The organism is Pseudomonas syringae (assembly GCF_021606685.1).
Classification (GTDB): Bacteria; Pseudomonadota; Gammaproteobacteria; order Pseudomonadales; family Pseudomonadaceae; genus Aquipseudomonas; species Aquipseudomonas syringae_R.
On sequence record NZ_WKCB01000029.1, the window covers coordinates 24,229 to 51,105 of the forward strand.

Genomic DNA, 26,877 nt, shown 5'->3' on the forward strand with positions numbered 1-26,877 from the left:
TCAATCAGGCATACCGGCCTGATTTGTTGCCAAGGAACCCGCCCCATGTCCGACTCTGAGCTACCCCGCGACTTGCATTACGTTGACGACACCCAGCCCGGCATTCGCCGCAAGACGTTGCGGGGCAAGTTCCAGTATGTCGACGCCAAGGGCGTTCGCATCACCGATGCCGATGAAATCAAGCGCCTCAATGCCCTGGCGGTCCCACCGGCTTACACCGACGTGTGGATCTGCGCCGACCCGCGCGGCCACCTGCAAGCCACTGGCCGCGATGCGCGTGGGCGCAAGCAGTATCGCTATCACGCGCGTTGGCGTGAGGTGCGCGACAGCGACAAGTACGCTCGGCTGCAGGCGTTCGGCAACGCCCTGCCGACACTGCGCAAACAGCTGGAAGCCCAAATCGCCGAGCCCGGTTTTACCCGCGAAAAAGTCTTGGCTACCGTGGTGATGTTGCTCGACGCCACGCTGATCCGCGTCGGCAATACCCAATATGCGCGGGACAATAAATCCTACGGGCTGACCACCCTGCGCACCCGCCATGTGGATGTGAAAGGCAGCGAAATCCAGTTCCAGTTTCGCGGCAAGAGCGGCGTCGAGCATCAAGTCAGCGTCAAGGACCGGCGCCTGGCTACCGTGGTCAAGCGCTGCCTGGAATTGCCGGGGCAGAACCTGTTCCAGTACCTGGACGAAGACGGCGAGCGGCACACCGTCAGCTCCCAGGACGTGAATGACTACCTGCACAGCCTCACGGGTGCGGACTTCACCGCCAAGGACTACCGCACCTGGGCCGGCACGGCCATGGCGCTGGCGGTACTGCGCGAATTGGAGTGGCAACCCGAGTCCGATGCCAAACGGCACGTGGTGGCGATGGTCAAGGAAGTCGCCAAGCAGTTGGGTAACACCCCGGCGGTGTGCCGCAAGTGCTACATCCACCCCGCCGTGCTCGAGCATTTCAGCCTCGGCGAACTCTCGCGCCTGCCCAAGCCGCGCTTGCGCAAAGGGCTCAAGGCCGAGGAAGTGGCGCTGGCCATGTTCCTTGAGAAACTGGCAGCGGACTTGCCGAAAAAAGCCAAGGCAGGTTAGGCTTTGCCTCCCTTCTGACTTCCAGGATGACCGCCGACGTGAACCTCTAAGCCTTCCAAAATGTATCTGCAACGAGCCGCCTGGCGCGCTTGTTGGCCTGTTTGACATTTTTCTGGAGGTGCTGATGACTGACGTCAACCGGCTGCCCGTCCTGGTTTCCCTGCAACACCTGTCTTTGCAGTTCGCCAATGGCGAAACCCTGCTGCGCGACATTACGCTGTCCATCGACCATACGCACACCGGCATCGTCGGGCGAAACGGCAGCGGCAAAAGCATCCTCGCGCAGCTGATTGCCGGGGTCTTGTCCCCCTCCGGCGGTGCGCTCACGTGTACGGCTAGCGTGGCGTATGTGCCGCAAAGCATGGTGGTAGCTGCGGCGGACACCGTGGCCGACATCACGGGCACCGCACAGGGTTTGGCGGCACTGCAGCGCCTGGCGAGCGGTGCTGCGCAGGCCGACGACCTGGCAGTGATCGACGACCGTTGGGACCTGGCTGAACGCTTGCGCAACGCCCTGGATGGCGCGGGCCTGGAGCAGTTGGCTAGCGATACGCGCGCCGATCAACTCAGTGGCGGGCAACTCGCCCGGGTGGCGGTGATCGGTGCGCTATTGGCCATGCCGCAACTGCTGGTGCTCGATGAGCCGACCAACCACCTCGACAGCGCCGGTCGCGCGTGGCTGCTGCAGGTCTTGAACGCCTGGCGCGGCGGCCTGGTGGTGGTCAGCCATGACCGGCAATTGCTCGACACCCTGGGGCGCATCATCGAACTGTCGCCCTCGGGCGTGCGCAGCTACGGTGGCAACTACGCGACCTATCGCTTGCAGCGCGATAACGAACAGCAGGCCGCCGTCACCGCCCTGCAGCACGCACGCGTGGAGCGCAGCCGCGAACGCCGGCGCCTGCAACAGGATCACGACAGCCTGCAACGCAGCGCCGCCCGCTCACGCAAACACGCAGAAACGGCGAATGTCGACCGGTTGACCAAGGCCCGCTGGAAAGGTGCCGCCACGGACGTTGTCAGCGGTGTGCGCAGCGCCCATCACGCCCACAAGCGTCAGTTGGACGATCAGGTACGCCAGGCCTATGCACGCGTCGCTGATGAAACACCGACCCTGCTCACCTTGCCCGGCTCTGCGCTGCCCAATGGCCGACAAGTCCTGGCGCTGACGAATGCCCGGTTACCTTGGCTGCACCAGCCTGCGCTCACGCTGCAGCTGATGGGGCCGGTACGCGTCGCCGTGCAGGGGCCGAACGGCTGCGGCAAATCCACCTTGCTCAAAGTGCTCGCAGGCCACGGGCAGCCGGTGAGTGGCGAGTGTTTGGTGCCGGTGCCCTGCGCGTATATCGATCAGCACCTGACGCTGCTGGACGATCAACGCAGCGTGGTCGAGCAACTCAACTTGCTCGACACGCCGTTGACCCAAGGTGAACTGCGCACCCGCCTGGCCTTGCTGCAACTGGACGCCCGGCGGGTGACCCAACCCGCCGGGCGGCTCAGCGGCGGCGAGCGCTTGAAAGCCGCGATGGCAATTGCCCTCTGGCGGGCAACACCCGCGCAACTGCTGTTGCTCGACGAACCCACCAACCATCTCGACCTCGAGTCGGTGCTGGCCTTTGAGCAGGCGCTGCAGGATTTTACCGGCGCGATGCTGGTGGTGTCTCACGATGCAGCCTTTGTGCAGGCGATCCGGCCAACCCATCATTTGCGATGGGAACCTGAGGGTTGGCGGCTGGTGTGTGTCTGAGGTCATTGCGCGCACCCGCAAAGCGCCCTACCGTAGTGGCCGGATAATCTCACCGAGGAGCCCGGCCCCATGCTGCCTTCGCCCCGCACGCCTTGCGCTAATGCCGCACTTGCCCATCAACACCGCTGGCGTGGCCGGGTCGGCTTGATGCTGGTGGCTAGCCTGTCGGTGCTGGCGGGCATGACCGATGCCATCGGCTTTATGGCCAGTGGCGACTTTGTGTCGTTCATGAGCGGCAACACCACCCGCTTGGCGGTGGCCATCAGTGCCGGTGAGCTGGGGTTGACCGGGCGCCTGCTGTTGCTGGTTGCCACGTTCGTGATCGGCAATGCCTTGGGGGTGATCGTCAGCCGCCTCAGTCGGCGCCATGCCCTGCCCCTGCTGCTGTGCATCGCGGCCTTGCTGTGTGGCGGCGCCTTGCTGCCATTTGCCGACACGCTGCCCGCCTTGCTGGCGGCGATCATCGCGATGGGCATGCTCAATGCCGCCGTGGAAGAGGTAAACGGTTTGCCGGTGGGCCTCACCTACGTCACCGGGGCGCTGTCGCGTTTCGGCCGCGGGCTGGGGCGCTGGATGCTGGGCGAGCGGCGCAATGGCTGGAGAGTCCAGCTGATTCCCTGGGCGGGGATGTTTGTAGGGGCGGTGATCGGCGCACTGCTGGAGCAACAGTTGGGCCTAAAGGCGCTGCTGGTAAGCGGAGTGCTGGCGGGGGTGCTGGGGCTGGTGTCGCTGAAGATTCCCCGGCGCTGGCATCTGGGCTTTATGCCGCGATAGGGAAAAAGAAGAGCTTGCCCGACGTTTAGGCCTCGACGTCCGTGTACTGGTAAAGAGCCATCATGTCGGGCAAGCGGAGTGAATCATAAGCCAATGTCCGGCGGCTGTCCGCCGGGCATTTCCTGAAAACACTAAGGCAATGGATTACAGACAAGTCGCCAGAGCAGCCAGACGGCGCTTGGCGGGCATGTTGTCCTCGGCGGCGTAGTACTTGACGGTAGAGCCGGCGCCGGCGCTCAGCACATCGACAAAATAGTCGCCGCCGGTGGTGTAGACGGTAAAACCACCCGCGCCGGTCGGCTCCTTGAAGCCGCCAGCGTCCACGCCAAACACGCTTTCATCCTGCCAACCGAACTGGATGCACTCAGCCACCACCAAGGTGGCTTTGTCTGACGCCATGGCCTTGTAGGGGTTGCCTGTGCGCGCTTCTTTCATCTTCGAACCCGCGCAACCGGCCAGTGCAGCCAGTACCAATGCGCCCAATACAAGCTTGTGCATGCCATTGCCTCCTTGGAAAAAAACGCGACTCTATCATTAGCGCCGACGCTTGCCATGACGGATTACCGCAATGGCGATCGGGGTAGCGCCATCTGGATCATGGCTTTATGATGCCACCGTTGATCTCACTGAGGAGTTCAACGGGATAGTCTCTACAAGGAAGCGTCATGAAAGATTTCGTCATCAGCGTTAACAACTCCGTGCTCTACATCGCCCTGGCCTTCGTTTGGCTGATCGGCCTGGTGTCGATGTTCAGCGCGAGTTTTCTGTCGGGCCTGGCGGTCCTGGTCGGCGGTACGTTGACGTGGTGCATCATCTCTGGCTTCTGGTTCGTCCAGTCGGCCACCTACGAAGAGCTGCGCAAGCTCAACGCGAAGAGCTGATGCAACAGCGGCCCCGATTGGGGCCGCTTTGCTGTGCGCAGTATGAATTTTGTTTCACTGTGAAGGGCGAATGCGCGGTCTATAGTCGGCCAGCTCATTTTTTAGAAGTCTCCCTTCTGCCCGCCCTCCCGCGGGCTTTTTTTTGCCTGCGACCCAGCGCAGCCGGTGCGCTCACAGCCACCAGCGAAACAGATAGAACAGCCCCATGCTCAACAGCACGGTCATCAACACATTGCGTGTCCAGAACATCAACCCCACTGCACAGACCGCGGCCAGCAGGTAAGGGTTGGCCGGGCTCAGGTTGAGCTGGTGGTCGGCAAGAAAAATGATCGGCCCGCAAATCGCCGTCAGCATGCCTGGCACCGCAAACCCCAGGAACTCCCGCGCGCCACGGTTGAGCCGCACCGGCAGGCGCGGCTCGATAAACAGGTAACGGTTGAGAAACACCACCAGGCCTATGGCCACAATCATCAGATAAATCATCGCTGGCCGACCCCCAGTCGTTTGCACACAAAGCCTGCACTCATGCCCAGCACGCCGGACACCACCACTGCCGACTCCCACTGCAGGAAGCTCAGCCACACCGAAAACAGCAGCGACACGCCGACGCAGACCACCGTTGGCACATCACGCACCACCGGGGTGATCAGCGCAATAAACGTCGCGGCAATGGAAAACTCCAGGCCCAACTGATCCAGACCAGGGATGCTTTTGCCCAGCACGATGCCAGCCAGCGTAAAGAGGTTCCAGGCGATATAGAACGTCAGGCCAACGCCCAGGGCATACCAGCGGTTAAAGGTCTGGCGGTCGTAGTGGCTGACCAAGGCAAAGAATTCGTCAGTCAGCAGAAACCCCAGGCTCATGCGCCAGCGGGTCTTGAGCGGTGAAACGATCGGGCGCAGGTGCATGCCATAGAGCAAATGCTGAGAGGTCAACAGCAAGGTCGTGAGCACGATGGAAATCAGGCTGGCGCCGCTCTTGACCATGCCAATGGCGACGAGTTGGGCAGCCCCGGCAAATACGATGGCGGACAATCCCTGGGCTTGCAGCGGGGTGAAGTTTGCATCGATGGCCATCGAACCGGCCAGCAAGCCCCAGGGCGCACAGGCCAGGGACAGGGGAATGACGGCGATTGCGCCGCGAGCGAAAGCGTAATGGGGTAAGGCGGCAGGCATGGACACGGCTCATCGACAGACAGTCGACAAGCATGCCAGCGCAACAGGGCGTTTGTCTTGAACGATCTTGCTCAGGCCAGCCGAACCGACACCTGCTCCACTGAATCGCGCGCTTCGCGCAGTTCGTGGGCATCCTGGTTAAGCCGGTGAATGGTGTTGAGCAAGCGCTGGCGCAGCACTTCATCGCCGAGTTTTTCGACGGCACGCATCAGGTCGAACGCCGCGGTTTCGTTATTTTCCGCGACGGAATCCAGGGTCTTGCGCAGGTTGCGAGTGGCACGGGTCACGCGGTTACTTCCTTTATCACTGATGGTCGGGCACTTTAGGACACTAGTGTTTCATTTTAATTTCAGGTACTTATCCGGGAATTAGTAGGACTTGTCGCAAGTCAATCCTTACACCGTTTTTTCCGCGCCTGGGGGCTCGAATGCTGGTTGCCATTGGTATCTTTCTGGTTACGATCGTGTTGGTCATCTGGCAGCCCAAGGGGCTTGGCGTAGGATGGAGCGCCACCCTGGGCGCAATCCTGGCGCTGGCCTGCGGCGTGATCAGCCTGGCCGACATCCCGGTGGTGTGGCACATCATCTGGAACGCCACCGGGACGTTTGTGGCGCTGATCATCATCAGCCTGTTGCTGGACGAGGCCGGGTTCTTCGCCTGGGCCGCGCTGCATGTGGCGCGCTGGGGCCGTGGCCGTGGTCGGCGCTTGTTTGCCTACATGGTGCTGCTCGGTGCGTTGGTCTCTGCGCTGTTCGCCAATGACGGCGCGGCGTTGATTCTGACCCCCATCGTCATGTCGATGCTGCTGGCCCTGCGGTTTTCGCCGGCCGCGACCCTGGCGTTTGTCATGGGCGCGGGGTTTATCGCCGACACGGCGAGCCTGCCGCTGGTGGTGTCGAACCTGGTCAACATCGTTTCGGCCGACTACTTCAAGATCGGCTTCAACCAATACGCAGCGGTGATGGTGCCGGTGAACCTGGTCAGCGTGGCGGCCACCCTCGCCGTGTTGCTGTGGTTTTTCCGCCGCGACATCCCGCAGACCTACGACCCGGCCGACCTCGCCGACCCCACCAGCGCCATTCACGACCGCGCTACCTTCCGCGCGGGTTGGTGGGTGCTGGGTATCCTGCTGGTCGGCTGCTTCGCCCTGGAGCCGCTGGGCATTCCCATCAGCGCCATCTCCGCCGTGTGCGCCGTGCTGTTGTTGGTGATTGCCGCCAAGGGCCACAAGATTTCCACGCGCAAAGTGCTCAAGGAAGCGCCGTGGCAGATCGTGATCTTCTCCCTGGGCATGTACCTGGTGGTCTACGGCTTGCGTAACGCGGGCCTCACCACCTACCTGGCGACCTGGCTCGATACGTTCGCCCACTACGGCGTATGGGGGGCGGCCATGGGCACCGGCGTGTTGACCGCCGTGCTGTCGTCGGCGATGAACAACCTGCCGACCGTGTTGATCGGCGCCCTGTCCATCGAGTCCAGCCATGCCGTGGGCGTGGTCAAGGATGCGATGATCTACGCCAACGTGATCGGCAGTGACCTCGGCCCCAAAATCACCCCCATCGGCAGCCTGGCCACGTTGCTGTGGCTGCATATATTGGCGCGCAAAGGCATCACCATCACCTGGGGCTACTACTTCAAGGTGGGGATTGTGCTGACCTTGCCGGTGCTGCTGATCACCCTGGCCGCCCTCGCCGTGCGCCTGAGTATTTAGGTATGCTCGGCGCTTCCCTCTGTCGCGAGCCGACTCGATGAGCGCCATGCAGCACGCCTGGCTGGGCAATTATGAAATCAGCAGCACCACCTGCACCGGCCTGACTTTTGCCCGCCACAGCCATGACGAATGTGTGATCGGCGTGAACCTGGTGGGCGAGGAGAACGTCTGGCTGGACCGCCGCGAGTTCCATGCCGGGCCGGGCTCCATCACCTTGTACAACCCTGGGCAGATTCAGGGCGGCGGCGCGGCGGCGGGCGCGCCCTGGCAGTTTGTGAGCCTGTACGTCACGGCGGACCAACTGGCCGCTGACCTGGGCTTGGCGCAGCTGGAGTTCGATCGTTCGCTGTGCTTCGCACCGGACCTGGCCCTGCGCCTGGCGACGGCAGTCCAAGGGCTGTTGAGCAGCGATACGCGGGCCCGCGAGTTGCACGAAGACGCCTTGGTGGTGTTGCTCGGTGAGGTGGTCAGCCTCAGCGGTGTGCGCGTGCCCGGCAGCGCCGCCAGCGGCAAACAGCTGATCGGCCGCGCGCAAGAATTGCTCGCCGAACACTTGCATCAGGCCCTGCCCCTGGAGCACCTCGGCGATGAGCTGGGGTTGTCCAAATTCCACCTGCTGCGCACCTTCCAGAAGGAAACCGGGCTGAGCCCTCGGCAATGGGCCATGCAATTGCGCACGCGGCGCGCCAAGGGCCTGCTGCGCAAGGGCGTGGCGGCGGGTGTGGTCGCCCACGACCTGGGCTTTGCCGACCAGAGCCATCTCAATCGGCATTTCCGTGCGGCCTACGGCATCACTCCAGGCCACTACCAAAGCGTGCTGAAACGCTGAGCAGCGCAATCTGGTTCAAGACAGCCCGCGCCGGTGTCCGCACACTGCCCGCCATTATTTGAAGGAACGCGGGCATGCTGACGATCTTCTTTTACGCGCTGGTATTCGGTTTTGTGTTTTGCCTCTCCCCCGGCGCTGTGCTGGCAGAGACACTGCGCCGGGGCTTGTCGCAGGGTTTCACCCCAGCGTTGCTGGTCCAGGTCGGCTCGTTGGTGGGCGATGCCGTCTGGGCGGTGATCGGCCTCACCGGTATCGCCCTGCTGATCCAGCACGATGCTGTGCGTGTGCCGCTCACGATCGTGTGCGCGTTGTACCTGGCCTGGCTGGGCGTGCGCAGCCTGATAGATGCCTGGCACTTGCCTCCAGCCGACATCGCGCCGGCCAGCAGCGCGAAGAACGCGCTGGCGGTCGGCGCGGCAATCTCCCTGGCCAACCCCAAGAACATTGTGTACTGGGGCGCGCTGGGCAGCGCCTTGTCCGGCATCGTCGGCGCCACACCCAGCCATGGGCAGACCCTGATGTTTTTCAGCGGCTTCATGCTGGCAGCGGTGCTGTCGTGTTTTTTGACGGCGGGACTGGTCAATCTGCTGCGCAAAAATGCCTCACCAATGTGGCAACGCATCAGCTATGGCGCCTGCGGTGTGGTGCTGCTCTATCTGGCCATTCTTGCCGCCCAGGGGATATGACGTTACCTATCATGCCGAGCACGTCCTATGATGGCGCCACCCCAGGAACAAGAGATAAACCCGTGAACCGTATCGAACAGCTCACGCTGCTGGCGACCTACAACCAGTGGATGAACCGCAAGATCTATGACGCCGCCGGTACGCTGAGTCACGCGGCGCTGCTGGAAGACCGCCAGGCGTTTTTCGGCTCGATCCTCGGCACTCTGAACCACCTGGTCTTGGGCGATACGGTATGGCTCAAGCGCTTTGCCCTGCACCCAGGCGGCCATGCGGCGTTGGCACCGTTGAACGCCATCGCCACGCCGCACGATCTCAAGCACCTGGCCTTCGCCGATCTGCCTGCCCTGGCGGCCCGGCGCGCCTGGCTGGATCAACTGATCATCGACTGGGCCAACAGCCTCAGCGACAGCGACCTCGACCACTGCCTGCACTATCAAAACATGCGCGGCGTCGCGGCCGACAAAAACTTCTTCAGCCTGTTAGTGCATTTTTTCAACCACCAGACCCACCATCGCGGCCAGGCAACCACCTTGCTGACCCAGGCCGGCGTTGATGTGGGGGATACGGACCTGCTGGCGCTAATCGACTAGGCCCCGCGCGGGTATCTATTCGTTTGAAGGCCATAACCGAACGTCACACCGCGCATGGGGTCGTAATTTCAGGTGCCGGGTTTTTTAACCGCCCGCCCTCCCCGCGCGCATTGTGGGTCTACCGGTGCGCGTACCCCATAAGAAGGAGACGCTTACATGGTCATTCACTTCAAGGTCGCCGGGCATCTTGCCTGCGGCCATCACGGCAGCAACCTACCCTCCAGCACCGAGCTGAACCGGGTCAAATGCCGTACCTGCCGCAACACCGAAGCCTACAAGGAAGCGCGCCGCACCCAGCGCAACGCCGCCCGCCGCGCATCGCGCAAAGCCAAGACCCACACCGCCAGCGACTGGCGCAGCGCCTGGACCCAACGCCTCACCGACCTGCCAGGCCTGCAGCGCCTGCCACGCGGCTTCAGTGGTCAGCCGTTCGTATAAGTACGTCGCCGATCCAAGGTGGGGCTTGCGGGTAAGCCCCACTGCGACCGCTCAAACGCCTCAAGGCTGCGCAAACGACGGCAGGCAGGCTGGAACCCGACACAGCGTCGTCAAACACTGCGTAGGAATCTTCCGGAAATCTTCCAAAAGCCGCTGTAGATCACTGATCTAACGAGCTTTTTCATCGAATAAACACCACAACAAAGCTGGCCTTTGACCTTGCGCCCACGCGCCTGGGTCTATATATTCTCAACCCTGCTGCACCGCGCTACCGCCCGAATGGCGAAACTGGTAGACGCATGGGACTTAAAATCCCCCGCTCGTAAGGGCGTCCCGGTTCGATTCCGGGTTCGGGCACCACAGATATCAAGGGCTTGCATGATGAACTTCATGCAGGCCCTTATCTTTTGCGCTCCGCAATTTCGGGATCTGTTGCGCAATCCCCCTCTCTGGCGTTCTGCCAACTCACCTTGAGCTTGAAATAGTGGCGCTTTGCCGGTATTGATGGCGGCTTCCATCAGTAAGGACGCTAACCCGCATGCCATCCGTCAAAACAAGCTCACTCCTCGTATGACTTCTGGGTGCTTGCGCACTCGCCGGATGCACCGTAGGCCCGCAACCCACATGGACCGATTTAGGCCCTGGCGGCATAGCCACCAAACGCGGCCAAATCGCCTGCTATACAGACGCGAACATCATCGACGGGAAGCGAGTGGAAGGCACTTTGTGTGCGCTTCCCACATCCGGATTCCTGGGCGACGGCGAGCCTACGGTGATCGCTAGAATGGGCTATGGGCAGAAGTACACTTTGGAGCTCAGCAAGACGCTGGCGGGGTTTGAACTTCCATTCGGCGACAAGAAGGGCGTTCTCAAATGCGATCCTATGAAGACTGAGCCAGGCAGGACAATGCCTGAGAGCTTTTGCACGCTCACGGTCAATGGCCAGAAACTGGTCAGCGCCAAGATACTTTTTGGTGGCCTGTGACAGTCACCCGTGCTGCGCTCACCTGCAGCACACGTAACACTCTCGGGCGTGGCCACCCTGCCCACTACTCGATCGAGTCGCACATCATGGCGGGGAATCTGACACCGTTATTGGCCGAGTACCCTGCGTCTGACGAGAACGTCACCTATGCCCAAAACGCACGCACGCGGTGCGTCGTTTCTACCCAGGTGACATTTTTCGGGGCGCGGCAGACTTCGCTCCACGCCATAGACTCCTTTAAAATCATATACATAGCATTTATGGCCTGAAGCTTGCTTTTGAACTACCGCCGCGCCTTGCGGTACTCGTTTCCCCCATCCTCCCAGGGTGGGCGACCCAGCCTCAACGATGCGGCTGGCGTCTCCAAGTGAAGCGACTCACACATCCAGCCGACAGCGCCGTCGGTATGTGAAATCAGGCCCTCCTTCCCCGCCTGCATTTCTTCCCAGACCTTCTCTCCTTCATTGCCAACTGTCGTGCCGGGCTTTTTCCTGGCGTGCTTGGGGCTGTGGTGGAGGCTGGGGTCCGGGTTTCAGGAGTCTTCCGAATGGCTATGAATCGTCGTGCTTTCCTGCGCACATCGGCTATTTCCGCCGCTGCATTGTCTACCTTGAGCCTCAAGCCTTTCTCGGCGTTTGCCGCTGACGACGCGATCAATATCGCCTCGCTGTATGACAACTCCGGCGGCCTCGACATCTACGGCAAACCCATCGTCGATGCCCTGACCTTCGCGGTCGAAGAACTCAACAGCGCCGGCGGTTTGCTCGGCCGACCGCTTAACCTGATCAAGTACGACACCCAGTCGAACATGCAGCTCTACGCGCAATACGCCCAGCAGGCCGCGCTCAAGGACCGCGCGGCGGTGGTGCACGCCGGTATCACCTCGGCGTCGCGGGAGGTGGTGCGTCCGGTGCTGGACCGCTACAAAACCCTGTATTTCTACAACAACCAATACGAAGGCGGCGTGTGTGACCGCAACTTCTTCGGCACCGGCGTCACCCCCGGCCAGACCGTGGAGAAGCTGGTGTCGCATGTCACCAAGCAGTGGGGCAAGAAGGTCTACATCGTCGCGGCGGACTACAACTACGGGCAGATCGTCACCGCCTGGGTCAAGAAGTACGTCGAGCAAGCCGGTGGAGAAAGCGTTGGCATCGAGTTCTTCCCACTGGACGTGACCAACTTCGGCGCGACTATCTCGAAGATCCAGGAAGCCAAGCCGGACTTCGTCTGGTCGGCGCTGGTGGGCGGCGCGCACATGTCGTTCTATCGCCAATGGAAAGCTGCAGGCATGACCGGTAAGTTGCCGATTGCGTCCACCACCTTCGCTGGCGGTAACGAACACATCGTGCTGTCGCCGGAAGAATGCAACGGCATCCTGATCTGCCAGAACTATGTGCAGGAACTGGCCACGCCGCAGAACCAGGCGTTCGTCGAACGCTTCCACAAGCGCTTTGGCGCCGACTACCCCTACATCACCGAACTGGCCATGGGCGCCTACCAGGGCATGATGCTGTGGGCCGAAGGTGTGCGCCAGGCGGGTACGGTGGAACGCATGGCCGTGACCCAGGCGCTGGAAAAAGGCATCAGCCTGGACCTGCCCAGCGGCAAGGTCAGCATTGACCCGGCGACCCATCACTGTGTGCTCGACGTGCACATCGCCGAAGTCCGCGACCGCCGCCTGGAAGTGGTTGAAAGCTTCGCCCAGCAAGCGCCCTCCGACACCGCCGCCGTGTGCGACCTGGTGAAGAACCCGCGCGACGCCAAACAATACAGCATCGCGCTGTAAGGAGGTCGTCATGGATTGGGCTGCCATTTTTTCCCTGCAAATCGTCGGCGCCATCGCCACGCTGGTGCTGCTGAGCATTGGCCTGGCGGTGGTCTTCGGGATGATGAAAATCATCAACCTGGCCCACGGTGAATTCATGATGCTCGGCGGTTACGTCGCCGTGCTCGCCACCCACAACCTGCACGTACCGATCTGGATTTCGATCCTGGTGCTGGCGCCCCTGAGCGTGGGCCTGTTCGGCATGCTGGTGGAGCGCCTGCTGGTACGGCACCTGTATGGCCGCATGATCGACACCATGCTCGCCACCTGGGGCCTGAGCCTGGCACTGACCGGCGCCGCCACCATGCTGTTTGGCAATACCACGGTAGGCATCAGCTCGCCGTTGCCGGGCATCACCGTGGGCGCTTACCAAACCAGCGGCTACGGCCTGTTTGTGATCGGCGTGGCGGTCGTCGTGCTGTTGGGCATGTGGGCGCTGCTGCGGTTTACCCACTTCGGCCTGTGCGCCCGCGCCACCATGCAGAACGCCAGGATGGCCGCTGCACTCGGTGCCAATCCGGGGCGCATCTACAGCCTCACGTTTGGCCTGGGCGCGGCGCTCGCCGGTTTGGGCGGTGCCGTGTTAGCACCACTGACCGGGGTGATCCCCACCCTCGGCGCCAGCTACATCGCCAAGGCCTTCATCACGGTGATCGGCGGCGGCAGCGCGGTGATCACCGGCACCCTCAGCGCTGCGGGCGGCTTCGGTGTGATCAGCCAAGTGGTGACGTTTTTCAGCACCCCGGTGTTCGGCGAAGTCGCGTTGCTGCTGGCGGCCATCGTGCTGATTCGGGTATTGCCCCAGGGCATTACCGGTCGATTCTTTCGGAGGGCGTTCTGATGCCTGTTGATATTCGCACCCTGTTACCGCTGCTCGGTTGCGTCGTGGCCGCGCTGCTGGTGGCGGTCCTGCCACAGTGGCTGGACCTGTTTACCCTGCTGTCGCTGACCATCTACCTGGTGATGGCGCTACTGGCCCTGAGCCTGGCGTTTATCTGGGGCTTTGGCGGGATTCTGTGCTTCGGCCAGGCGGCGTTTTTTGGCCTGGGCGCCTACGCCTACGCGATCGGTGTAATTAACCTCGGTGACAGCACCTGGCCGGTGTTGCTGGCCATCGTGGTGCCCGCACTGGTCGCCGCCGCCATGGGTTACTTCATGTTCTACGGCGGCATCAGCGACGTGTACCTGGGGGTAATCACCCTGGCGGTCACCTTGATTCTGTTCAATGTGATGAACTCCACCTCGGGCTCCGACTACCACATCGGCAGTGCATTGCTCGGCGGTTTCAACGGCATTCCGGCGATTCCCACCCTCAACGTGCCGTTCAACCCTGAGCGTGTGCTGGAACCGGAAACCCTGTTCCAGGTGATCGGCGCCGCGCTGATCCTCTGCTACCTGGGCCTGCGCGCCCTGCTCGGCAGCCGTTTCGGCAAGGTGGTCGTGGCCATTCGTGAGAACGAACAGCGCGCCGGCTTGCTCGGCTATGACACGCGCCTGCACAAGCTGATCGTGTTCAGCCTGGGTGGCGGCATCGCCGGGCTCGCGGGTTGCCTGTTCGCCAACTGGGGTGCGTTTGTCAGCCCTGGGGTGTTTGGGTTGGCGCAATCGGCGCAGATCATCATCTGGGTCATCGTCGGGGGCCGTGGCACCTTGTTCGGGCCGATCCTGGCGTGTATCGGCATCCAGGCGCTGATGGCGCGCCTCGGTGAACAGCAGCAGGTGGACAGCGGCTTTGTGCTCGGCCTGATTCTGCTGGCCTTCGTCATGTTGCTGCCGCGTGGCTTGCTGCCGACCTTGACCGGTTGGGTAGCGCGTGTTTTCCAACGTCGTGCGCAACCGACACCTGCACAGGAGCGCGCACTATGAGCCTGTTGCAAACCCAAGGCCTGGGCGTCAGCTTCGGCGGCGTGCATGCGGTCAAAGCCGTGGATTTCACTCTCGAAAGCGGCGAACTGCGCTGCCTGATCGGCCCCAATGGCGCCGGCAAAAGCACCTTCTTCAAGATGCTCAGCGGCCAACTCAAACCCACCCGTGGCGTGTGCCACTTCAAGGGCCAGCGCATTTCCGGGCTGGCGCCGCATAAGGTCGCCCGGCTCGGCATCGGCATCAAGACCCAGGCCCCGAGTGTGTTCGACGGCCTGGACGTGCTGGAAAACCTGCGTCTGGCCGCCAGCCGTAGGCAAACCCCAAGCGAAGCACGCAACAGCGCCGAAGAGACCCTCGAACGCATCGGCCTCACCGAGCTGCGCTCACGCCTGGTGGGCGACCTGGCCCACGGCCAACGCCAATGGGTGGAGCTGGGCATGATCCTCGCCTCGCGCCCGGAGCTGGTATTACTCGACGAACCCGCCGCCGGCATGACCTACCAGGAAGTGCGCAAGACCGCCGCGCTGATCAAGGAAATCAATGCCCACAGCACCGTGGTGGTGGTCGAGCACGACATGGAGTTCATCCGCCTGATCGCAGGCACCGTCACCGTGTTCAACCAAGGCGCGATCCTGGCCCAGGGCAGCTTTGCCCAAGTGACCCAAGACCCGGCGGTGCGCGAAGCGTACTTGGGCAAGCAGGAGATCAAACATGCTTGAAGTCATCGATTTGTCCGCCGGTTATGGGCGCATTCCCGTGTTGCGTGACATCCGCTTGAGCTGCGCAGCCAACACCTGCGTGGGTGTACTGGGTCGCAATGGCATGGGCAAGACCACCTTGCTGCGCGCGCTGATGGGCGAGCTGCCGGCCATGGCCGGCAGCCTGCACTTTGCCGGCGAAGACTTGAGCAAAGCCGCCGCCCACCAGCGCGCCCGCGCCGGCATCGGCTACGTGCCCCAAGGCCGCCAGATTTTCCCGTACCTGAGCGTGCGGGAAAACCTGCGCATGGGCTGCGTGAAGGACTTCGCCGCCGCCGACGCCACCATCGAGCGCATCCTCGCGTACTTCCCGCGCCTGCACCGCCTGCTCGACCAGCCCGGTGGCGCGCTGTCCGGCGGCGAGCAACAACTGCTGGCCCTGGCCCGCTGCCTGTGCGGCTCGCCATCAATCATCCTGCTGGATGAGCCGACCGAAGGCATCCAGCCCTCAATCTGCGACGAAATCATCGAAACCCTGCAGCGTCTGCGGGTGGAACAGAACCTCGCGGTGATCCTGGTAGAGCAGGACATCGAGTTTCTCAGCGCCCTGTCCGACCGCATCCTGATCATCGAGAACGGCCAACTGGTGGACGAGGTTGACCCAGCCCACACCAGCGCCGAGGCGATCGCTGAACGCTTCATGGGTTTTCATGCATAAGGAACCTGCCATGTCTATTCAACGCCCTACCCTGGCCGAACTCACCCAAGTCGGCCACAGCCTTGGCCTGCAAATGGCCGAGCCGCTGCTGCACGAATACGCGAACATTCTGGAAGCCGTGTGGCAGGACTACGACCGCCTGGACGCGATCGCCACCCTGCCGTCGCCGCCCCGTTACCCACGCGGCCCCGGCCAGGTGCCGCAGCACAACCCTTACAACGCCTGGTACGTGCGCACCGATATCCAGGGCGCCGCCACGGGCAAACTGGCCGGCAAGCGCATCGCGCTCAAGGACAATATCTGCCTGGCCGGCGTGCCGATGATGAACGGTGCCTCGACCCTGGCGGGCTACGTGCCGGACATTGACGCCACGGTCGCCACCCGCGTGCTCGACGCCGGTGGGCAGATTCTGGGCAAGGCCCATTGCGAGTTCTTCTGTGTGTCGGGCAGCAGCCATACCAACGCCACCGGCGCGGTGCACAACCCACGTAATCCGGGGCATTCCACCGGCGGTTCGTCGTCGGGCTGCGCGGCGCTGATCGCGGCCGGCGAAGTGGACCTGGGCATCGGCACTGACCAGGGCGGTTCCGTCCGCATTCCGGCGGCCTACTCCGGTATCTACGGCATGAAGCCGACCCATGGGTTGATCCCCTACACCGGCATCATGCCCATCGAAATGACCCTGGACCACGCCGGCATCATGAGTGCCAACCTCGCCGACAACGCCCTGCTTTTAGAAGTGCTGGCCGGCGCCGATGGCCTCGACCCCAGGCAGGACCGCGTCGTGCCGACCGAGGCCTACACCCAGGCCCTCGGCAAGGGCTGCAAGGGGCTGCGCATCGGTGTGGTGCGCGAGGGCTTCGGGCATGCCAACTCCGAGGCCGATGTGGACGCGGCGGTGCGCCGTGCCGCTGCGTTGTTCTTTGACCTCGGGGCACGGGTGGAGGACATCTCGATCCCGCTGCACGCCCTGGGCCACGCCATCTGGACACCCATCGCGGTGGAAGGCACCACCCAGTTGCTGCGCGGCTACAATTACGGCTCGAACTGGAAAGGCCTGTACGTGGAGAGCCTGATGAACGCGCAGCAGGACTGGCAGAGCCAGGCTGGGCAATTCCCCCACGACCTGAAAACCTGCCTGCTGGCCGGTGAATACGCGTACAAGCGTTTTGGCGGCCAGTATTACGCCAAGGCCCAGAACGCCGCCCGACAGTTGCGCGCTGCCTACGACCACCAACTGCAAGACTTCGACGTGCTGCTGATGCCCACCGTACCGCTAAAGGCGCCCAAGCTGCCCACCGTAGATGCCTCGGCCAGCGAGTGGGTACAACGGGCGCTGGAAATGAACGCCAACACCGCGCCGTTCGATGTGACCGGCCACCCTGCCCTGTCGATCCCGTGCGGGCTTGCCAGTGGCCTGCCGGTGGGCATGATGCTGGTGGCGCGGGATTACGACGAAGCCATGCTGTACCAAGTGGCGCACGCGTTCGAACAACATATCGACTGGGAAAGCCTGACGTCATGAGCACCACCGACTACAAAGTCGGCCTGTTGTTTTCCGAGAGCAGCCTCACCGCTGCCTCGGAGACTACGCAGGCCAACGCCACCCACCTGGCAATCGCCGAGGTCAACGACGCCGGCGGCATCCACGGACGGCCACTGGTGCCGGTGGACGGTCATCCCGGCGCGGAGCCGGCGGACTACCGCGACAGCGCCCTGCGCCTGTGTGACGAGCACCAGGTGCAGGTACTGTTCGGCACCCACATGTCGAGCACCCGCAAAGTGGTGTTGCCGGTGGTGGAAAGCCGTCGCCGATTGCTCTTCTACCCCACGCTGTACGAAGGCTTCGAATACTCGCCGTGGTGCTTCTACACCGGCTCTGCACCGAACCAGAACTCGGTGCAGCTGGCGCGTTATGTGCTGGAGCATTTCGGCAACCGGGTGCTGTTCGTCGGTGGTTCCTACGTTTACCCATTCGAGTCCAACCGCATCATGCGTGAGCTGTTCGAGCAGGCCGGTGGCGAAGTGGTGGACGAGATCTACCTGCCGTTCCACGCTACCGCCGAGGACTTTGAACAGGTGATGCAACGGGCGCGGGACACTGCACCGGATGCGATCTACTCGACCATCGTCGGCAGCGATATTCCGGCCTTGCACCGCGCGTACCGACAGGCCGGTTTCGACCCGGCGCGCATGCCCATCGTCAGCCTCGCCACCAACGAGGTCGACGTGTTGCAGATGAGCGATGAGGAGGCCGAGGGGCACGTGTCGGCGGCGCCGTGGTTCTCCACCCTGGCGACGCCCGCCAGCCAGGCGTTCGTCGCACGTTACCGGGCGCGCTTTGGTGACACGGCGCCGCTGACGGCGGGGGGCGAGGCCGCGTACTTTCAGGTGCACCTGTTCGCCGAAGCAGCGCGGCGTGCCGAGGGTTCGTCCATCGAAGCGCTGCGCAAGGCCTTGGCCGGGGCGCAGTTCGACGCGCCCCAGGGCCGCGTGCAGATCGACCCGGACACCCAGCACACCTGGCTGTGGCCACGCATCGCGCGTCTCGACCACCAGCGCCGTTTCGAGCTGGTGGTGCAAAGCGAACAGCCGGTGAAACCCAGCCCTTACATGGTCGATTACCAGTTGGATGTGCAGCCATGACCCGCGGGAGTGCGAGATGACCCAGGCACCTTCGCTGTTGCGCGAACTCAAGGGCCTGCGCGTACTGGTGATTCACCCGGTGGATGCCGAGGCCCGCGTGGTACTGGACCAGTTGCAGCGTATTGGCTGCATCGTCGAGCAATGCTGGCCGGTGCCTGCACAGTTGCCGGAGCACACCGATGTGGTCCTGCTTGCCGTGGAACTCAGCCAGCGTCTGAATACCCGGGCGCTGGTGGAAGGGCTGAGCGAGCAGGCGCCGCCGATCATTGCCGTGGTGGGCTATGAAAACCCGTCAATGCTGCAACTGGTGCTGGAAACCCAGCCGGCGGCCGTGATCGAGCGGCCGCTACGACCCTTCGGCCTGTTGACCCAGTTACTGATGGCCCGCGCCGCCTGGCGTGCGCGTATCGACATGCTGGCGCAACTGCGCAAATTACAGACCCGGCAACCGGCGGTGTCGAAGATCTCCATGGCCAAGGCCCTGCTCATGGCCCGCCATCGCATCGGCGAAAACGACGCCCATCGGCGCCTGCAGCGCGATGCCATGACCAGCCGCACCAGCATGGAAGCAGTGGCCCAGACGATCATCGATGCCGGCCTGCCGCCCCAATCAGAATAAGAGGTTGTTTATGCAAGCGTTCAATTTCAGCACCACCGCCCACCTGATCTGCGCCAGTGGCGCCGCCGCCCAACTGGCCGAACAGTGCGCCGCCCGCGGTGCGCGCACTGTGCTGCTGGTCACCGACGCCGGCATCCTGCGCCACAACTTGCTGGACTCGGTGCTGCCTGGCTTCGCCGCTGCGGGGATCCACCTGCAGATCTACAGCGACGTCCTCGCCGACCCGGCCGAAGAGCTGGTGCTGGCGGCTACTGAACAAGCACGCGCAATCGGTGCCGAGCTGATCGTCGGTTTCGGCGGCGGCAGCTCCATGGACACCGCCAAGCTGGTCGCTTACCTGGCCCATCCCGAACAGCGCCAGGGCCTCGGCGACATCTATGGCGTCAACCTGGCCACCGGCACCCGCCTGCCATTGATCCAGGTGCCGACCACGGCCGGGACCGGTTCAGAAGTCACGCCGATTTCGATCGTCACCACCGCCACCGGTAAATCCGGCGTGGTGTCCCCGCAATTGTTGCCGGACCTGGCGATCCTCGACGCGCAACTGACGGTAGGCCTGCCCGGCCCGGTCACCGCCGCCACCGGCATCGACGCGATGGTGCACGCCATCGAGGCCTACACCAGCAAGCTGCGCAAGAACCCGATCTCCGACCTGCTCGCCCGCGAAGCCCTGCGCCTGCTCAGCGCCAACCTCGAGCGCGCCGTGCGTGAGCCGCACGACCTCGAAGCGCGCCAGGCCATGCTGCTGGGCGCGTGTCTGGCCGGCCAGGCCTTCGCCAACGCGCCAGTGGCAGCCGTGCATGCGCTGGCCTACCCGCTGGGCATTACGTTTCACCTGCCCCACGGGCTGTCCAACGCGCTGGTGCTGAACCCGGTACTGACCTTCAACCTGCCCCACGCTCGCACGCTCTACGCCGAACTCGCGCCGTGCGTGCTGGGCGACCGTCTGCTGCCGGGGGATGGGGCCGCGCAACTAATTGAAGAACTGCGGCGGATTCATGCAGCCGTCGGGCTGCCGTTACGCTTGAGAGACGCCGGAGTCACCCTGGAAAGCTTGCCGGAGTTGGCCCGCAGTGCAATGCAACAGCAGCGGCTGCTGGTCAACAACCCACGCGCTGTACTCGAAGCGGACGCCTTGGCGATTTATACCGCGGCGTATTGAGAGGCTGGCGCTGCCGGGGTCAGGGGGCAATATTCCCCAAAAGGTGAATCGCCCCCCGACCCTGGCAGTTATTACTGAGCAGCGGCCTCGCGAACGAAGTCTGCATAGGTGCGCAGTGGATGCCCGATGATGGCCTCTAACCGAGCCACTGTTCCGTCAGCGGCCTGCATGCCGAACGCCTGGATACCCGCCATCATCAGGCGCATGTCGTACGCCAACCAGCCTGGACCGTACCCAGCCAATTGACCTTCGAAGGCCACCACGTCATCACCCCCGTAAGCGATCTCGCGCCCCAGGGCCGCACTCCAGGTTTTTGCCACGGACGCGCCCGTCAGTGCTTGCGGCCCCACCAATTCCAGCGTTACGCGGTCAAGCGCCGAAGAGGCTTTGTCGCGTCGCAGCAGCTCTGCCACGGCGACATCGGCAATGTCGCGCGCATCGATCATTGACACGCCGGCCGCGCCAATCGGCATCGGGTACACCGCGTAGTTCTGGATCGTCTGCTGAACCATCAGGTCGTTTTGCATGAAATAAGCCGGACGCAAAATGGTCGCGGGGATGTCGAGGCTTTCGATCATGCGTTCAACCGTATGCTTACCGGTGAAGTGCGGCACATTGGTGAATTTGTCAGCGTGGATCACCGACAGATAGACAATGCGCTCAATGCCCGCTTCGTGAGCGAGGTTCAGCGTGATCAGCGCCTGCGTCACCTCATCAGGCGTCACGGCGTTGAGCAGGAACAGCGTGCGCACCGAAGACAGCGCGACGCGCATCGATGCGACATCGGTGAGGTCGCCAACCACCTCGGTGACACCGGCTGCGAATTCGCGCTTACCCGCTTGGCGGACAAGCGCTTTAACCTCGGCGCCGGCTTGCGCCAGGCCTTGAGTGATGAGTGAACCAATGGTGCCCGTGGCGCCAATAACGAGAATGCTCATGGTTGAATCTCCTGCAACGGATAGTGGGTATGAATTAACGAGAGAAGTCCGCCACGACTTTGCCGGTGCCTGAAGCGCTTCGATTACCTTCGATGGCCGCCGGGATATCATTGAAGCCAACGACCTTGCCGATCCTGGACTGCAGCGCGCCGCTGGCGACTTCCTGGGCCAGCGTCTCCAGCAATACAGGGTCAGGCTTGTTCATGAACCAGAGGCCTCGACGATTGGCTGGCGTGCGCGCCAGGATGTCGGGAGATGAGGTGCCAACGATCACGCCGTTTTCCGCCAACACCTGCCACGAGCGATCCAACACCTCGCCCCCGACGTAGTCGAGCACCAAATCAATGTCTTGGACGATGTCCTCGAAACGCTGGGTTCGGTAGTCAATCACGTGGTCCGCGCCTTGGCTGCGTACGTAATCCAGGTCAGCGGTGCCTGCCGTCGCGAAGACTTCGGCGGCGGCCCGCTTGGCGTATTGCACGGCAAAGGCGCCCAACGCACCCGCCGCGCCGTGAATGAGGATTCGCTGGCCTGGGTAAACCGGCCCTGCGTGATGAAGGCTATTCCAGGCGGCTACGGCGGCGACGGGAATCGCGGCAGCCTGGATATCCTCGAGGTGTTCTGGCGTCAGCGACAGACTCGCTTCACTAACGGTCACGAATTCGGCGTACGCGCCCAGTCCACCTATCGCGCCCATGACCCGATCGCCAACACGCAACCGAGTGGCGCCGGGGCCGACCGCCTCGACCACGCCCGCCATTTCGGCACCGAGGACGATGGGCAGTGGCAGCGCGAAAGCATTTCGCACATGGCCTTCACGCACCTTCCAATCTATGCCGTTCACGCCGGCGGCTCGAACGCGAACCAGCACCTGGCCTTGTTCGGGTTGATGCTTTTCGACCTCGCCCACGCGCGCGGCGTCAGCGCCGCCATAGGCCCGGATCAGTACAGCGCGTTGCAGAGTGCTCATGGCAGTTGCTCGTCTTGAGTGGCGATGACGAGAAGATAATCTGTTGCGAAGGTAAATCAGAGACACCAAAATACAGACACTTCGTTTCAATAATGGAACACCATGAACGTTAACGCGCTGATCGATTTCATACTCGTCGCGACCAATGAGGGCCTGGGGAAGGCAAGCCGTGCGAGCGGTATCTCCAAGGCCACCTTGTCGCGCCGGATCGCCGACCTGGAGGAACAACTGGGCGTGAGGCTGATCGAGCGCAGCGCTCGCGGCTTGAAGCTCACCCAAGCCGGCGAAAGCCTGATGGCTCGAACAGAAGGCCCCTTGAGCGAGGTGGCCGAAGCCATGACGGCCGCACGTGAGGGCTTATCGACACCGCGCGGACGCTTGCGTGTGGCCGCCCCTGTGTTGTTCTCCCAGCTTGCGATGGGCCGCATTGGCGCCGAATTCTGTCGCGCCAACCCGGAGGTAGAAATCGAAGTCGTGGCGGAGGATCGCCTGGTTGACCTCGTCGAGGAACACTATGACGTCGCCATTCGGATCAACCCGAACCCAGACAGCCGCCTGGTCGGCCGCTGCTTCGCCAAGGACAGGCTGGTCGTGGTGGCGGCACCTCAAGTCCCCAGGCCCATGCCCGGCGCGATCAGGCCCGTGCCCAGCATCGTCACAACGAGTTTCCAGCCCACCCACTGGAGTCTCGATGACGGGCAACTGGTCCTGGAGCCGATCCCCACGCTGCGCTTCTCTTCATTGCTGATGGTTCGCGATGCGGCCATCGCAGGCGGTGGGGCGGCCTTGATCCCACAGTCCATCGCATGGAATCAGCTTGCGCGTGGCGAGCTGGTCCAGTGGGGCACCGTATCGGGTGTAGAACCGGCGCTTTGGGTCTTGCACACATCCAGGCGCCTAACCGCCCCGAAAGTTCGCGCATTCGTCGACTTCATCTGCGCCAAGTACCCAGACATGTCGCTGGTCTTGAAGGGCTAGAAGCTCACGCCCTGATGGGTTTTGGCATTCGCTCAGCGCGGTGGTTGTGCGAAGAGCCCCATTTGAACCTGGCGTATCGTTGGTGGTGCCGGTTGAGCCTTGAAGAGCAAGTCCAAATGACCGTCTCACCAATTCTCCAAGGCCATGGTTGCCTTCCTCGTTAACCGGTAGCATCACCGCTCAAACGTTGAAGGAAATGAGCTCATGTTAACCGTGCAGGACCTGATGAATGTCGAGCTGTTGAAGCTACAGGCGGTCGCAGGCGAAGGTGCTACGAGTCGACTGATCACATGGGCTCATGCCGTCGATTTGCCGGACCCTTGGCGGTGGATTTCTCCTGGTGACCTCGTCATGACAACCGGGGTGGGCATTCCTCGTGCAGCGCAGGATCAAGTTGTATGGCTGGAGCAACTGGTACAAAGCAACGCCAGCGCGTTAGTGGTTGCGCCCCGCCCCGACGCACCGCCCCTGTCAGATCAGATGCTCAAAGCGGCGAACGACCTGCTGTTTCCGATCCTGCGCGCCAGCTTTGAGCTTGAGTTTGTCAAACTGTCCCATTACGTCATTGAAAGCGTATTGAACGCCCAGCGCGAACGTTTCAACGCCAGTGAGCGCCTGTTCCAGACCTATGCGGACGCACTGCACAAGTCACCCGATATGTCTGGTCGCTTATCCATCCTTGGCCAAACGCTAAAGTTGGATCTGGCCATCGAGGACGCAGTCAGCGGGATAAAGATCGTCGAAACGGCCGCTTCTCTACAGCCGCGCAACGAACACATCGAGCGGATAGCAATTGGGGGGCGCACTCGCGCTAACTTGGTCATGATCCGTAGAGCCGAGAGAACAATGGATGACTCCATTCTCGTGCGCTCGCTTGTGGGCCTGCTGGGCGTCGAGCTGGAACGGTTGATGATCCACCGCGACCAGCAGCGGGAGGAAGGCGCGGCACTGCTGCGTAGCCTGATGGACAGTGAAATGCAGTTTACCCTGGCGCGTCCGATTCTGGAGCGACGCGCGCTCAATGGCACGCTGGTGAGCCTGGCAATTTGCGCAGGCCAAAGAAGCCCGTGGGGTGTCGACGAGATACACCATTCACCTGCCCTACACGCAACACCTCTTCTGTTCCTGGAGGACAAAGAACTGCTGTTGGCGATCAGCCCGGACGACAGTACGACGTTCGACGCCCTTCGTGCCAATCTTGGAGACGGCACAGTGATCGGTGTAAGCAGGCCGATCACGTCAGCGACGGGCGTTCGTGAAAGCGTCAGACAGGCGCGGCTGGCGCTGATTCAGGCCAGAGAACTCGGCTCTGGCCTATTGCGCTATGGTGAAGTCGAAACCGGGCTGATCATGGCGCCCAAGTCGCTGTCTGAGGCCAGGGCTCTTGTGGGGCGTTATCTCGGCCCCTTGATAGAGCACGACCGTGCGAATGGCACTGCGCTTTTAACGACGCTGATTACGTTCCTCGAAAACGATGGCAATTGGAAAAGCTCGGCGTTCGATCTGGGTATTCATCGCCAGACACTGGTTTACCGACTCAAGTCGGTAGAGCAATTGACGGGATTCAAGCCCACCACCACTCACGGCATTGCCAGGTTCTGGATTGCGATCCAGGCGGGTAAAAACACCGAATTGCTCGATATTCACCCGTGAATGCAAACGACCCCGCAGCGTGCTAAGGGGCCGTTCATGTGAGGTATCAATCCACTCAATCAGCGGTTGATACGGCCAAGGTAATGCACAGGCCTGGGTGTGAGCGTTCAGTAAATGGCGTACACCTTCCTGACCTTCTTGATCACATCCCATCGGCCACTCCAGCCCGGCGGGAGAATGATCAGGTCACCGCTCGTGACCTCCACAACGCGGCCGCTGGCCTCATCAGTCAATAACGCCACGCCCGATATAATGTAGGTGAACTCCGTATCCGGCCGATTGCTCACCGGCCAGCCGCCCGGCTCGCATTCCCAAACCCCGAGATTACCAGACGCCTCACGCGCAACTTGCTGGGTAGCTATTTGCGGATCGCCCTGGTCTGCTCCGGCACGCTGCCCTCCGGGGTTCAGCGGCAAGGATTGAAGGTCGGTGGATTTGATAATGGTAAATGAAGTCACGTGTATCTCCTGTTAATGCGCACCGGTCAATTTTTCCAGCAACTTCGCAGTGCAAGATGGGCGATGGGTGATGCGTTCTTCGATATCGCTGAGTGAAGCCGCAGCAAGCCCGCTGTTCACTCCGAGCCAGCGCAAGGGCTCTGGCTCCCAGGCTGGGGAGCGATGGTTGACCAGCGCCAGCGTATTGATCTGCTCGTCCCGGCCAAGAATAAGGTTGCGCAAAATGCGCCCGGCCAAGTTACTCGTGGCGACACCATCGCCCACATAGTTACCGGCCCAGGCCAAGCGTTTTTGCCGATCAATACTCACCGTGGGGCACCAGTCACGCGACACCCCGAGGGCGCCACCCCAGCGATGCGTAATGTGCGCATCAGCAAGGTCGGGAAAGAACTCCAGCATTGCGGCATGGATCTTGGAATGAACCTTATCCACCAGATCCGCATCGCCAGACATCTGCGAACCCCAGTGGTACGGCGCGCCCCGACCACCAAATACCAGGCGCCCCTCTGCCGTGACCTGCCCATACACCCTGAGATGGCGCATGTCGTTGAATGCCATGCGATGGTCAAGATTGAGTTTGCCGAGTAACTCACGGGGCAGCGGCTCAGTGGCCAGTACCAGCGAATACAGCGGGATAACAAAGCGCGAGTAACCGGGTTGCTGCGACGTAAACGCCTCTGTCGCACGCACAGTGAAGCCCGCCTTGACCGATCCTTGCGCCGTACGAACCTCGCCTGGGGTGAGCTGCGTTACCGCAGAGTGCTCATAGATCCTGGCCCCCATTTGCTCGACGAGCTTAGCCAGGCCGCGCACCAGCTTGCCAGGATGGATGAGCGCGCAGTGCTCGGTATAAAGACCACCTAAGGTGCCTTGGGCACCGACCTTGGCAAGCGCTTGCGCACTGTCGAGAACACGCCATTGGTGTGGCAGCCCGAAGCGCGCAGAGGCGTCCACTGCTGCCTTGGCGCGGGCCATCTGCGGGGCGCTGCGGGCCAGCGAAAGGAAACCTTGCTTCGAATAATCTGCATCCACGTTTTCGTGGGACAGAACACGGCCGATCTCATCGACCGTATTGTTCATCGCTGCCTGCAAATCGAGTGCGGCAGAGTGGGAATACAACTCGGCTACACGGGAAAGCGAGATCGGGAAAATCGCCGAAGCCCAGCCGCCATTTCGCCCGGACGCGCCGAACCCCACATGGTGTTTGTCAAGCAATACCACCTGAAGGGACGGATCACTCTTGAGCAAATAGTAGGCCGTCCATAGCCCTGTGTATCCAGCGCCAACGATAACCACATCGGCTTGCACCGAGCCTTCCAGGCGCTCACGGGACGGCCCCGACGCAAACCACAGCGGCTGGTTGGGTAATTGATTCAACTCTAGTTTTTCCGGCATGTTATTGGCTTCCCACTGACGACCCTGCACAGGGCTTATGTCCGATACGGCT

General features: G+C 62.3%; 29 protein-coding genes and 1 tRNA gene. 22 read left to right on the plus strand and 8 right to left on the minus strand.

The features are described 5' to 3' along the window. Nucleotides 1-45: 45 nt before the first annotated feature. The 3 genes from GIW02_RS13440 to GIW02_RS13450 all read left to right on the plus strand — a co-directional run bounded on the left by GIW02_RS13440 (nt 46) and on the right by GIW02_RS13450 (nt 3,604). Complete coding sequence (locus GIW02_RS13440) at nt 46-1,083, plus strand: DNA topoisomerase IB (protein WP_236414719.1); 1,038 nt, start codon at nt 46-48, stop codon at nt 1,081-1,083. A 124-nt stretch (nt 1,084-1,207) separates the two neighbouring features. Next, on the plus strand, nt 1,208-2,830 hold the full coding sequence (locus GIW02_RS13445; protein ID WP_236414717.1) for an ABC-F family ATP-binding cassette domain-containing protein: 1,623 nt from the start codon (nt 1,208-1,210) through the stop codon (nt 2,828-2,830). Nucleotides 2,831-2,899: 69 nt separating this feature from the next. Further along, a complete protein-coding gene (locus tag GIW02_RS13450; RefSeq protein WP_236414715.1) occupies nt 2,900-3,604 on the plus strand; it encodes a YoaK family protein in 705 nt (234 codons plus the stop codon). 144 nt (nt 3,605-3,748) lie between these two features. Here the strand turns inward: GIW02_RS13450 and GIW02_RS13455 are convergent, their stop codons facing one another. Further along, entirely contained in the window at nt 3,749-4,102 is a 354-nt protein-coding gene (locus GIW02_RS13455; protein ID WP_236414713.1) for a hypothetical protein, read from the minus strand. A gap of 167 nt (nt 4,103-4,269) precedes the next feature. On the opposite strand from GIW02_RS13455, the gene GIW02_RS13460 reads away from it, so the two are divergent. Continuing rightward, nucleotides 4,270-4,485, plus strand: a complete 216-nt coding sequence (locus GIW02_RS13460; RefSeq protein WP_105697316.1) for a hypothetical protein — start codon at nt 4,270-4,272, stop codon at nt 4,483-4,485. 171 nt (nt 4,486-4,656) lie between these two features. On the opposite strand, the gene GIW02_RS13465 is transcribed toward GIW02_RS13460, so the two are convergent. The 3 genes from GIW02_RS13465 to GIW02_RS13475 form a co-directional block, all read right to left on the minus strand. Beyond that, entirely contained in the window at nt 4,657-4,968 is a 312-nt protein-coding gene (locus GIW02_RS13465) for an AzlD domain-containing protein (protein ID WP_236414711.1), read from the minus strand. Continuing rightward, nucleotides 4,965-5,660: an AzlC family ABC transporter permease gene (locus tag GIW02_RS13470; protein ID WP_236414709.1), complete on the minus strand. Its 696-nt coding sequence runs from the start codon at nt 5,658-5,660 to the stop codon at nt 4,965-4,967. Before GIW02_RS13470 ends, GIW02_RS13465 begins: the two co-directional genes overlap by 4 nt. Before the next feature lie 71 nt (nt 5,661-5,731). Beyond that, nucleotides 5,732-5,947 (minus strand): hypothetical protein, encoded by a 216-nt coding sequence (locus tag GIW02_RS13475; RefSeq protein ID WP_025856028.1) that lies wholly within the window; start codon nt 5,945-5,947, stop codon nt 5,732-5,734. Between the two features lie 140 nt (nt 5,948-6,087). Between GIW02_RS13475 and GIW02_RS13480 the strand changes: the two genes are divergently transcribed. The 16 genes from GIW02_RS13480 to GIW02_RS13555 all read left to right on the plus strand — a co-directional run bounded on the left by GIW02_RS13480 (nt 6,088) and on the right by GIW02_RS13555 (nt 20,433). Beyond that, complete coding sequence (locus GIW02_RS13480) at nt 6,088-7,371, plus strand: arsenic transporter (protein ID WP_236414708.1); 1,284 nt, start codon at nt 6,088-6,090, stop codon at nt 7,369-7,371. Between the two features lie 37 nt (nt 7,372-7,408). Then, nucleotides 7,409-8,200: an AraC family transcriptional regulator gene (locus GIW02_RS13485; RefSeq protein WP_236414706.1), complete on the plus strand. Its 792-nt coding sequence runs from the start codon at nt 7,409-7,411 to the stop codon at nt 8,198-8,200. A 74-nt stretch (nt 8,201-8,274) separates the two neighbouring features. After that, nucleotides 8,275-8,886: a LysE family transporter gene (locus GIW02_RS13490; protein WP_236414704.1), complete on the plus strand. Its 612-nt coding sequence runs from the start codon at nt 8,275-8,277 to the stop codon at nt 8,884-8,886. A gap of 62 nt (nt 8,887-8,948) precedes the next feature. Continuing rightward, nucleotides 8,949-9,476, plus strand: a complete 528-nt coding sequence (locus GIW02_RS13495) for a DinB family protein (protein ID WP_236414702.1) — start codon at nt 8,949-8,951, stop codon at nt 9,474-9,476. A 156-nt stretch (nt 9,477-9,632) separates the two neighbouring features. Further along, on the plus strand, nt 9,633-9,914 hold the full coding sequence (locus GIW02_RS13500) for a hypothetical protein (RefSeq protein ID WP_236414700.1): 282 nt from the start codon (nt 9,633-9,635) through the stop codon (nt 9,912-9,914). 273 nt (nt 9,915-10,187) lie between these two features. After that, nucleotides 10,188-10,274: transfer RNA gene (locus tag GIW02_RS13505), tRNA-Leu, on the plus strand. 352 nt (nt 10,275-10,626) lie between these two features. Beyond that, the gene (locus GIW02_RS13510) at nt 10,627-10,899 is read left to right on the plus strand and encodes a hypothetical protein (protein WP_236414698.1); all 273 of its coding nucleotides are present in this window, start codon (nt 10,627-10,629) and stop codon (nt 10,897-10,899) included. A gap of 547 nt (nt 10,900-11,446) precedes the next feature. Beyond that, a complete protein-coding gene (locus GIW02_RS13515; RefSeq protein WP_236414695.1) occupies nt 11,447-12,685 on the plus strand; it encodes an urea ABC transporter substrate-binding protein in 1,239 nt (412 codons plus the stop codon). Nucleotides 12,686-12,695: 10 nt separating this feature from the next. Further along, nucleotides 12,696-13,565: an ABC transporter permease subunit gene (locus GIW02_RS13520; protein ID WP_236414693.1), complete on the plus strand. Its 870-nt coding sequence runs from the start codon at nt 12,696-12,698 to the stop codon at nt 13,563-13,565. After that, a complete protein-coding gene (locus GIW02_RS13525; protein ID WP_236414691.1) occupies nt 13,565-14,590 on the plus strand; it encodes an ABC transporter permease subunit in 1,026 nt (341 codons plus the stop codon). Before GIW02_RS13520 ends, GIW02_RS13525 begins: the two co-directional genes overlap by 1 nt. Beyond that, the gene (locus GIW02_RS13530; RefSeq protein WP_236414689.1) at nt 14,587-15,309 is read left to right on the plus strand and encodes an ATP-binding cassette domain-containing protein; all 723 of its coding nucleotides are present in this window, start codon (nt 14,587-14,589) and stop codon (nt 15,307-15,309) included. The genes GIW02_RS13525 and GIW02_RS13530 overlap by 4 nt, the downstream gene beginning before the upstream one ends. Then, nucleotides 15,302-16,006, plus strand: a complete 705-nt coding sequence (locus tag GIW02_RS13535; RefSeq protein WP_236414686.1) for a branched-chain amino acid ABC transporter ATP-binding protein — start codon at nt 15,302-15,304, stop codon at nt 16,004-16,006. The genes GIW02_RS13530 and GIW02_RS13535 overlap by 8 nt, the downstream gene beginning before the upstream one ends. A gap of 10 nt (nt 16,007-16,016) precedes the next feature. Beyond that, nucleotides 16,017-17,531, plus strand: coding sequence for an amidase (locus GIW02_RS13540; protein WP_236414684.1), 1,515 nt, complete (start codon nt 16,017-16,019; stop codon nt 17,529-17,531). Then, the gene (locus GIW02_RS13545; RefSeq protein WP_236414682.1) at nt 17,528-18,652 is read left to right on the plus strand and encodes a transporter substrate-binding domain-containing protein; all 1,125 of its coding nucleotides are present in this window, start codon (nt 17,528-17,530) and stop codon (nt 18,650-18,652) included. The genes GIW02_RS13540 and GIW02_RS13545 overlap by 4 nt, the downstream gene beginning before the upstream one ends. Nucleotides 18,653-18,668: 16 nt before the next feature. Continuing rightward, nucleotides 18,669-19,271 (plus strand): ANTAR domain-containing protein, encoded by a 603-nt coding sequence (locus GIW02_RS13550; protein WP_236414663.1) that lies wholly within the window; start codon nt 18,669-18,671, stop codon nt 19,269-19,271. Between the two features lie 10 nt (nt 19,272-19,281). Beyond that, nucleotides 19,282-20,433, plus strand: coding sequence for an iron-containing alcohol dehydrogenase (locus GIW02_RS13555; RefSeq protein ID WP_236421891.1), 1,152 nt, complete (start codon nt 19,282-19,284; stop codon nt 20,431-20,433). A gap of 71 nt (nt 20,434-20,504) precedes the next feature. Here GIW02_RS13555 and GIW02_RS13560 read toward each other — a convergent pair whose 3' ends face one another. After that, the gene (locus tag GIW02_RS13560) at nt 20,505-21,371 is read right to left on the minus strand and encodes an NmrA/HSCARG family protein (RefSeq protein WP_236421892.1); all 867 of its coding nucleotides are present in this window, start codon (nt 21,369-21,371) and stop codon (nt 20,505-20,507) included. Between the two features lie 34 nt (nt 21,372-21,405). Beyond that, complete coding sequence (locus GIW02_RS13565; protein ID WP_236415777.1) at nt 21,406-22,341, minus strand: NADP-dependent oxidoreductase; 936 nt, start codon at nt 22,339-22,341, stop codon at nt 21,406-21,408. A gap of 102 nt (nt 22,342-22,443) precedes the next feature. Between GIW02_RS13565 and GIW02_RS13570 the strand changes: the two genes are divergently transcribed. Next, on the plus strand, nt 22,444-23,319 hold the full coding sequence (locus GIW02_RS13570) for a LysR family transcriptional regulator (RefSeq protein WP_236415760.1): 876 nt from the start codon (nt 22,444-22,446) through the stop codon (nt 23,317-23,319). Between the two features lie 204 nt (nt 23,320-23,523). Further along, entirely contained in the window at nt 23,524-24,972 is a 1,449-nt protein-coding gene (locus GIW02_RS13580; protein WP_236415752.1) for a PucR family transcriptional regulator, read from the plus strand. 107 nt (nt 24,973-25,079) lie between these two features. On the opposite strand, the gene GIW02_RS13585 is transcribed toward GIW02_RS13580, so the two are convergent. Together GIW02_RS13585 and GIW02_RS13590 are read right to left on the minus strand one after the other, a co-directional pair. Further along, a complete protein-coding gene (locus tag GIW02_RS13585; protein ID WP_236415743.1) occupies nt 25,080-25,430 on the minus strand; it encodes a cupin domain-containing protein in 351 nt (116 codons plus the stop codon). 12 nt (nt 25,431-25,442) lie between these two features. After that, complete coding sequence (locus GIW02_RS13590) at nt 25,443-26,855, minus strand: FAD-dependent oxidoreductase (protein ID WP_236415734.1); 1,413 nt, start codon at nt 26,853-26,855, stop codon at nt 25,443-25,445. Nucleotides 26,856-26,877 lie beyond the last annotated feature (22 nt).

What these genes read in the sequence shown, in the direction of transcription:
- GIW02_RS13545 (WP_236414682.1), top strand. Translation starts at nt 17,528, where the DNA reads ATGAGCACCACCGACTACAAAGTCGGCCTGTTGTTTTCCGAGAGCAGC.
- GIW02_RS13520 (WP_236414693.1), top strand. Translation starts at nt 12,696, where the DNA reads ATGGATTGGGCTGCCATTTTTTCCCTGCAAATCGTCGGCGCCATCGCC.
- GIW02_RS13465 (WP_236414711.1), bottom strand. Translation starts at nt 4,968, where the DNA reads ATGATTTATCTGATGATTGTGGCCATAGGCCTGGTGGTGTTTCTCAAC.
- GIW02_RS13525 (WP_236414691.1), top strand. Translation starts at nt 13,565, where the DNA reads ATGCCTGTTGATATTCGCACCCTGTTACCGCTGCTCGGTTGCGTCGTG.
- GIW02_RS13470 (WP_236414709.1), bottom strand. Translation starts at nt 5,660, where the DNA reads ATGCCTGCCGCCTTACCCCATTACGCTTTCGCTCGCGGCGCAATCGCC.
- GIW02_RS13450 (WP_236414715.1), top strand. Translation starts at nt 2,900, where the DNA reads ATGCTGCCTTCGCCCCGCACGCCTTGCGCTAATGCCGCACTTGCCCAT.
- GIW02_RS13560 (WP_236421892.1), bottom strand. Translation starts at nt 21,371, where the DNA reads ATGAGCATTCTCGTTATTGGCGCCACGGGCACCATTGGTTCACTCATC.
- GIW02_RS13515 (WP_236414695.1), top strand. Translation starts at nt 11,447, where the DNA reads ATGGCTATGAATCGTCGTGCTTTCCTGCGCACATCGGCTATTTCCGCC.
- GIW02_RS13460 (WP_105697316.1), top strand. Translation starts at nt 4,270, where the DNA reads ATGAAAGATTTCGTCATCAGCGTTAACAACTCCGTGCTCTACATCGCC.
- GIW02_RS13540 (WP_236414684.1), top strand. Translation starts at nt 16,017, where the DNA reads ATGTCTATTCAACGCCCTACCCTGGCCGAACTCACCCAAGTCGGCCAC.
- GIW02_RS13455 (WP_236414713.1), bottom strand. Translation starts at nt 4,102, where the DNA reads ATGCACAAGCTTGTATTGGGCGCATTGGTACTGGCTGCACTGGCCGGT.
- GIW02_RS13535 (WP_236414686.1), top strand. Translation starts at nt 15,302, where the DNA reads ATGCTTGAAGTCATCGATTTGTCCGCCGGTTATGGGCGCATTCCCGTG.
- GIW02_RS13440 (WP_236414719.1), top strand. Translation starts at nt 46, where the DNA reads ATGTCCGACTCTGAGCTACCCCGCGACTTGCATTACGTTGACGACACC.
- GIW02_RS13530 (WP_236414689.1), top strand. Translation starts at nt 14,587, where the DNA reads ATGAGCCTGTTGCAAACCCAAGGCCTGGGCGTCAGCTTCGGCGGCGTG.
- GIW02_RS13565 (WP_236415777.1), bottom strand. Translation starts at nt 22,341, where the DNA reads ATGAGCACTCTGCAACGCGCTGTACTGATCCGGGCCTATGGCGGCGCT.
- GIW02_RS13570 (WP_236415760.1), top strand. Translation starts at nt 22,444, where the DNA reads ATGAACGTTAACGCGCTGATCGATTTCATACTCGTCGCGACCAATGAG.
- GIW02_RS13445 (WP_236414717.1), top strand. Translation starts at nt 1,208, where the DNA reads ATGACTGACGTCAACCGGCTGCCCGTCCTGGTTTCCCTGCAACACCTG.
- GIW02_RS13580 (WP_236415752.1), top strand. Translation starts at nt 23,524, where the DNA reads ATGTTAACCGTGCAGGACCTGATGAATGTCGAGCTGTTGAAGCTACAG.
- GIW02_RS13490 (WP_236414704.1), top strand. Translation starts at nt 8,275, where the DNA reads ATGCTGACGATCTTCTTTTACGCGCTGGTATTCGGTTTTGTGTTTTGC.
- GIW02_RS13550 (WP_236414663.1), top strand. Translation starts at nt 18,669, where the DNA reads ATGACCCAGGCACCTTCGCTGTTGCGCGAACTCAAGGGCCTGCGCGTA.
- GIW02_RS13485 (WP_236414706.1), top strand. Translation starts at nt 7,409, where the DNA reads ATGAGCGCCATGCAGCACGCCTGGCTGGGCAATTATGAAATCAGCAGC.
- GIW02_RS13500 (WP_236414700.1), top strand. Translation starts at nt 9,633, where the DNA reads ATGGTCATTCACTTCAAGGTCGCCGGGCATCTTGCCTGCGGCCATCAC.
- GIW02_RS13555 (WP_236421891.1), top strand. Translation starts at nt 19,282, where the DNA reads ATGCAAGCGTTCAATTTCAGCACCACCGCCCACCTGATCTGCGCCAGT.
- GIW02_RS13480 (WP_236414708.1), top strand. Translation starts at nt 6,088, where the DNA reads ATGCTGGTTGCCATTGGTATCTTTCTGGTTACGATCGTGTTGGTCATC.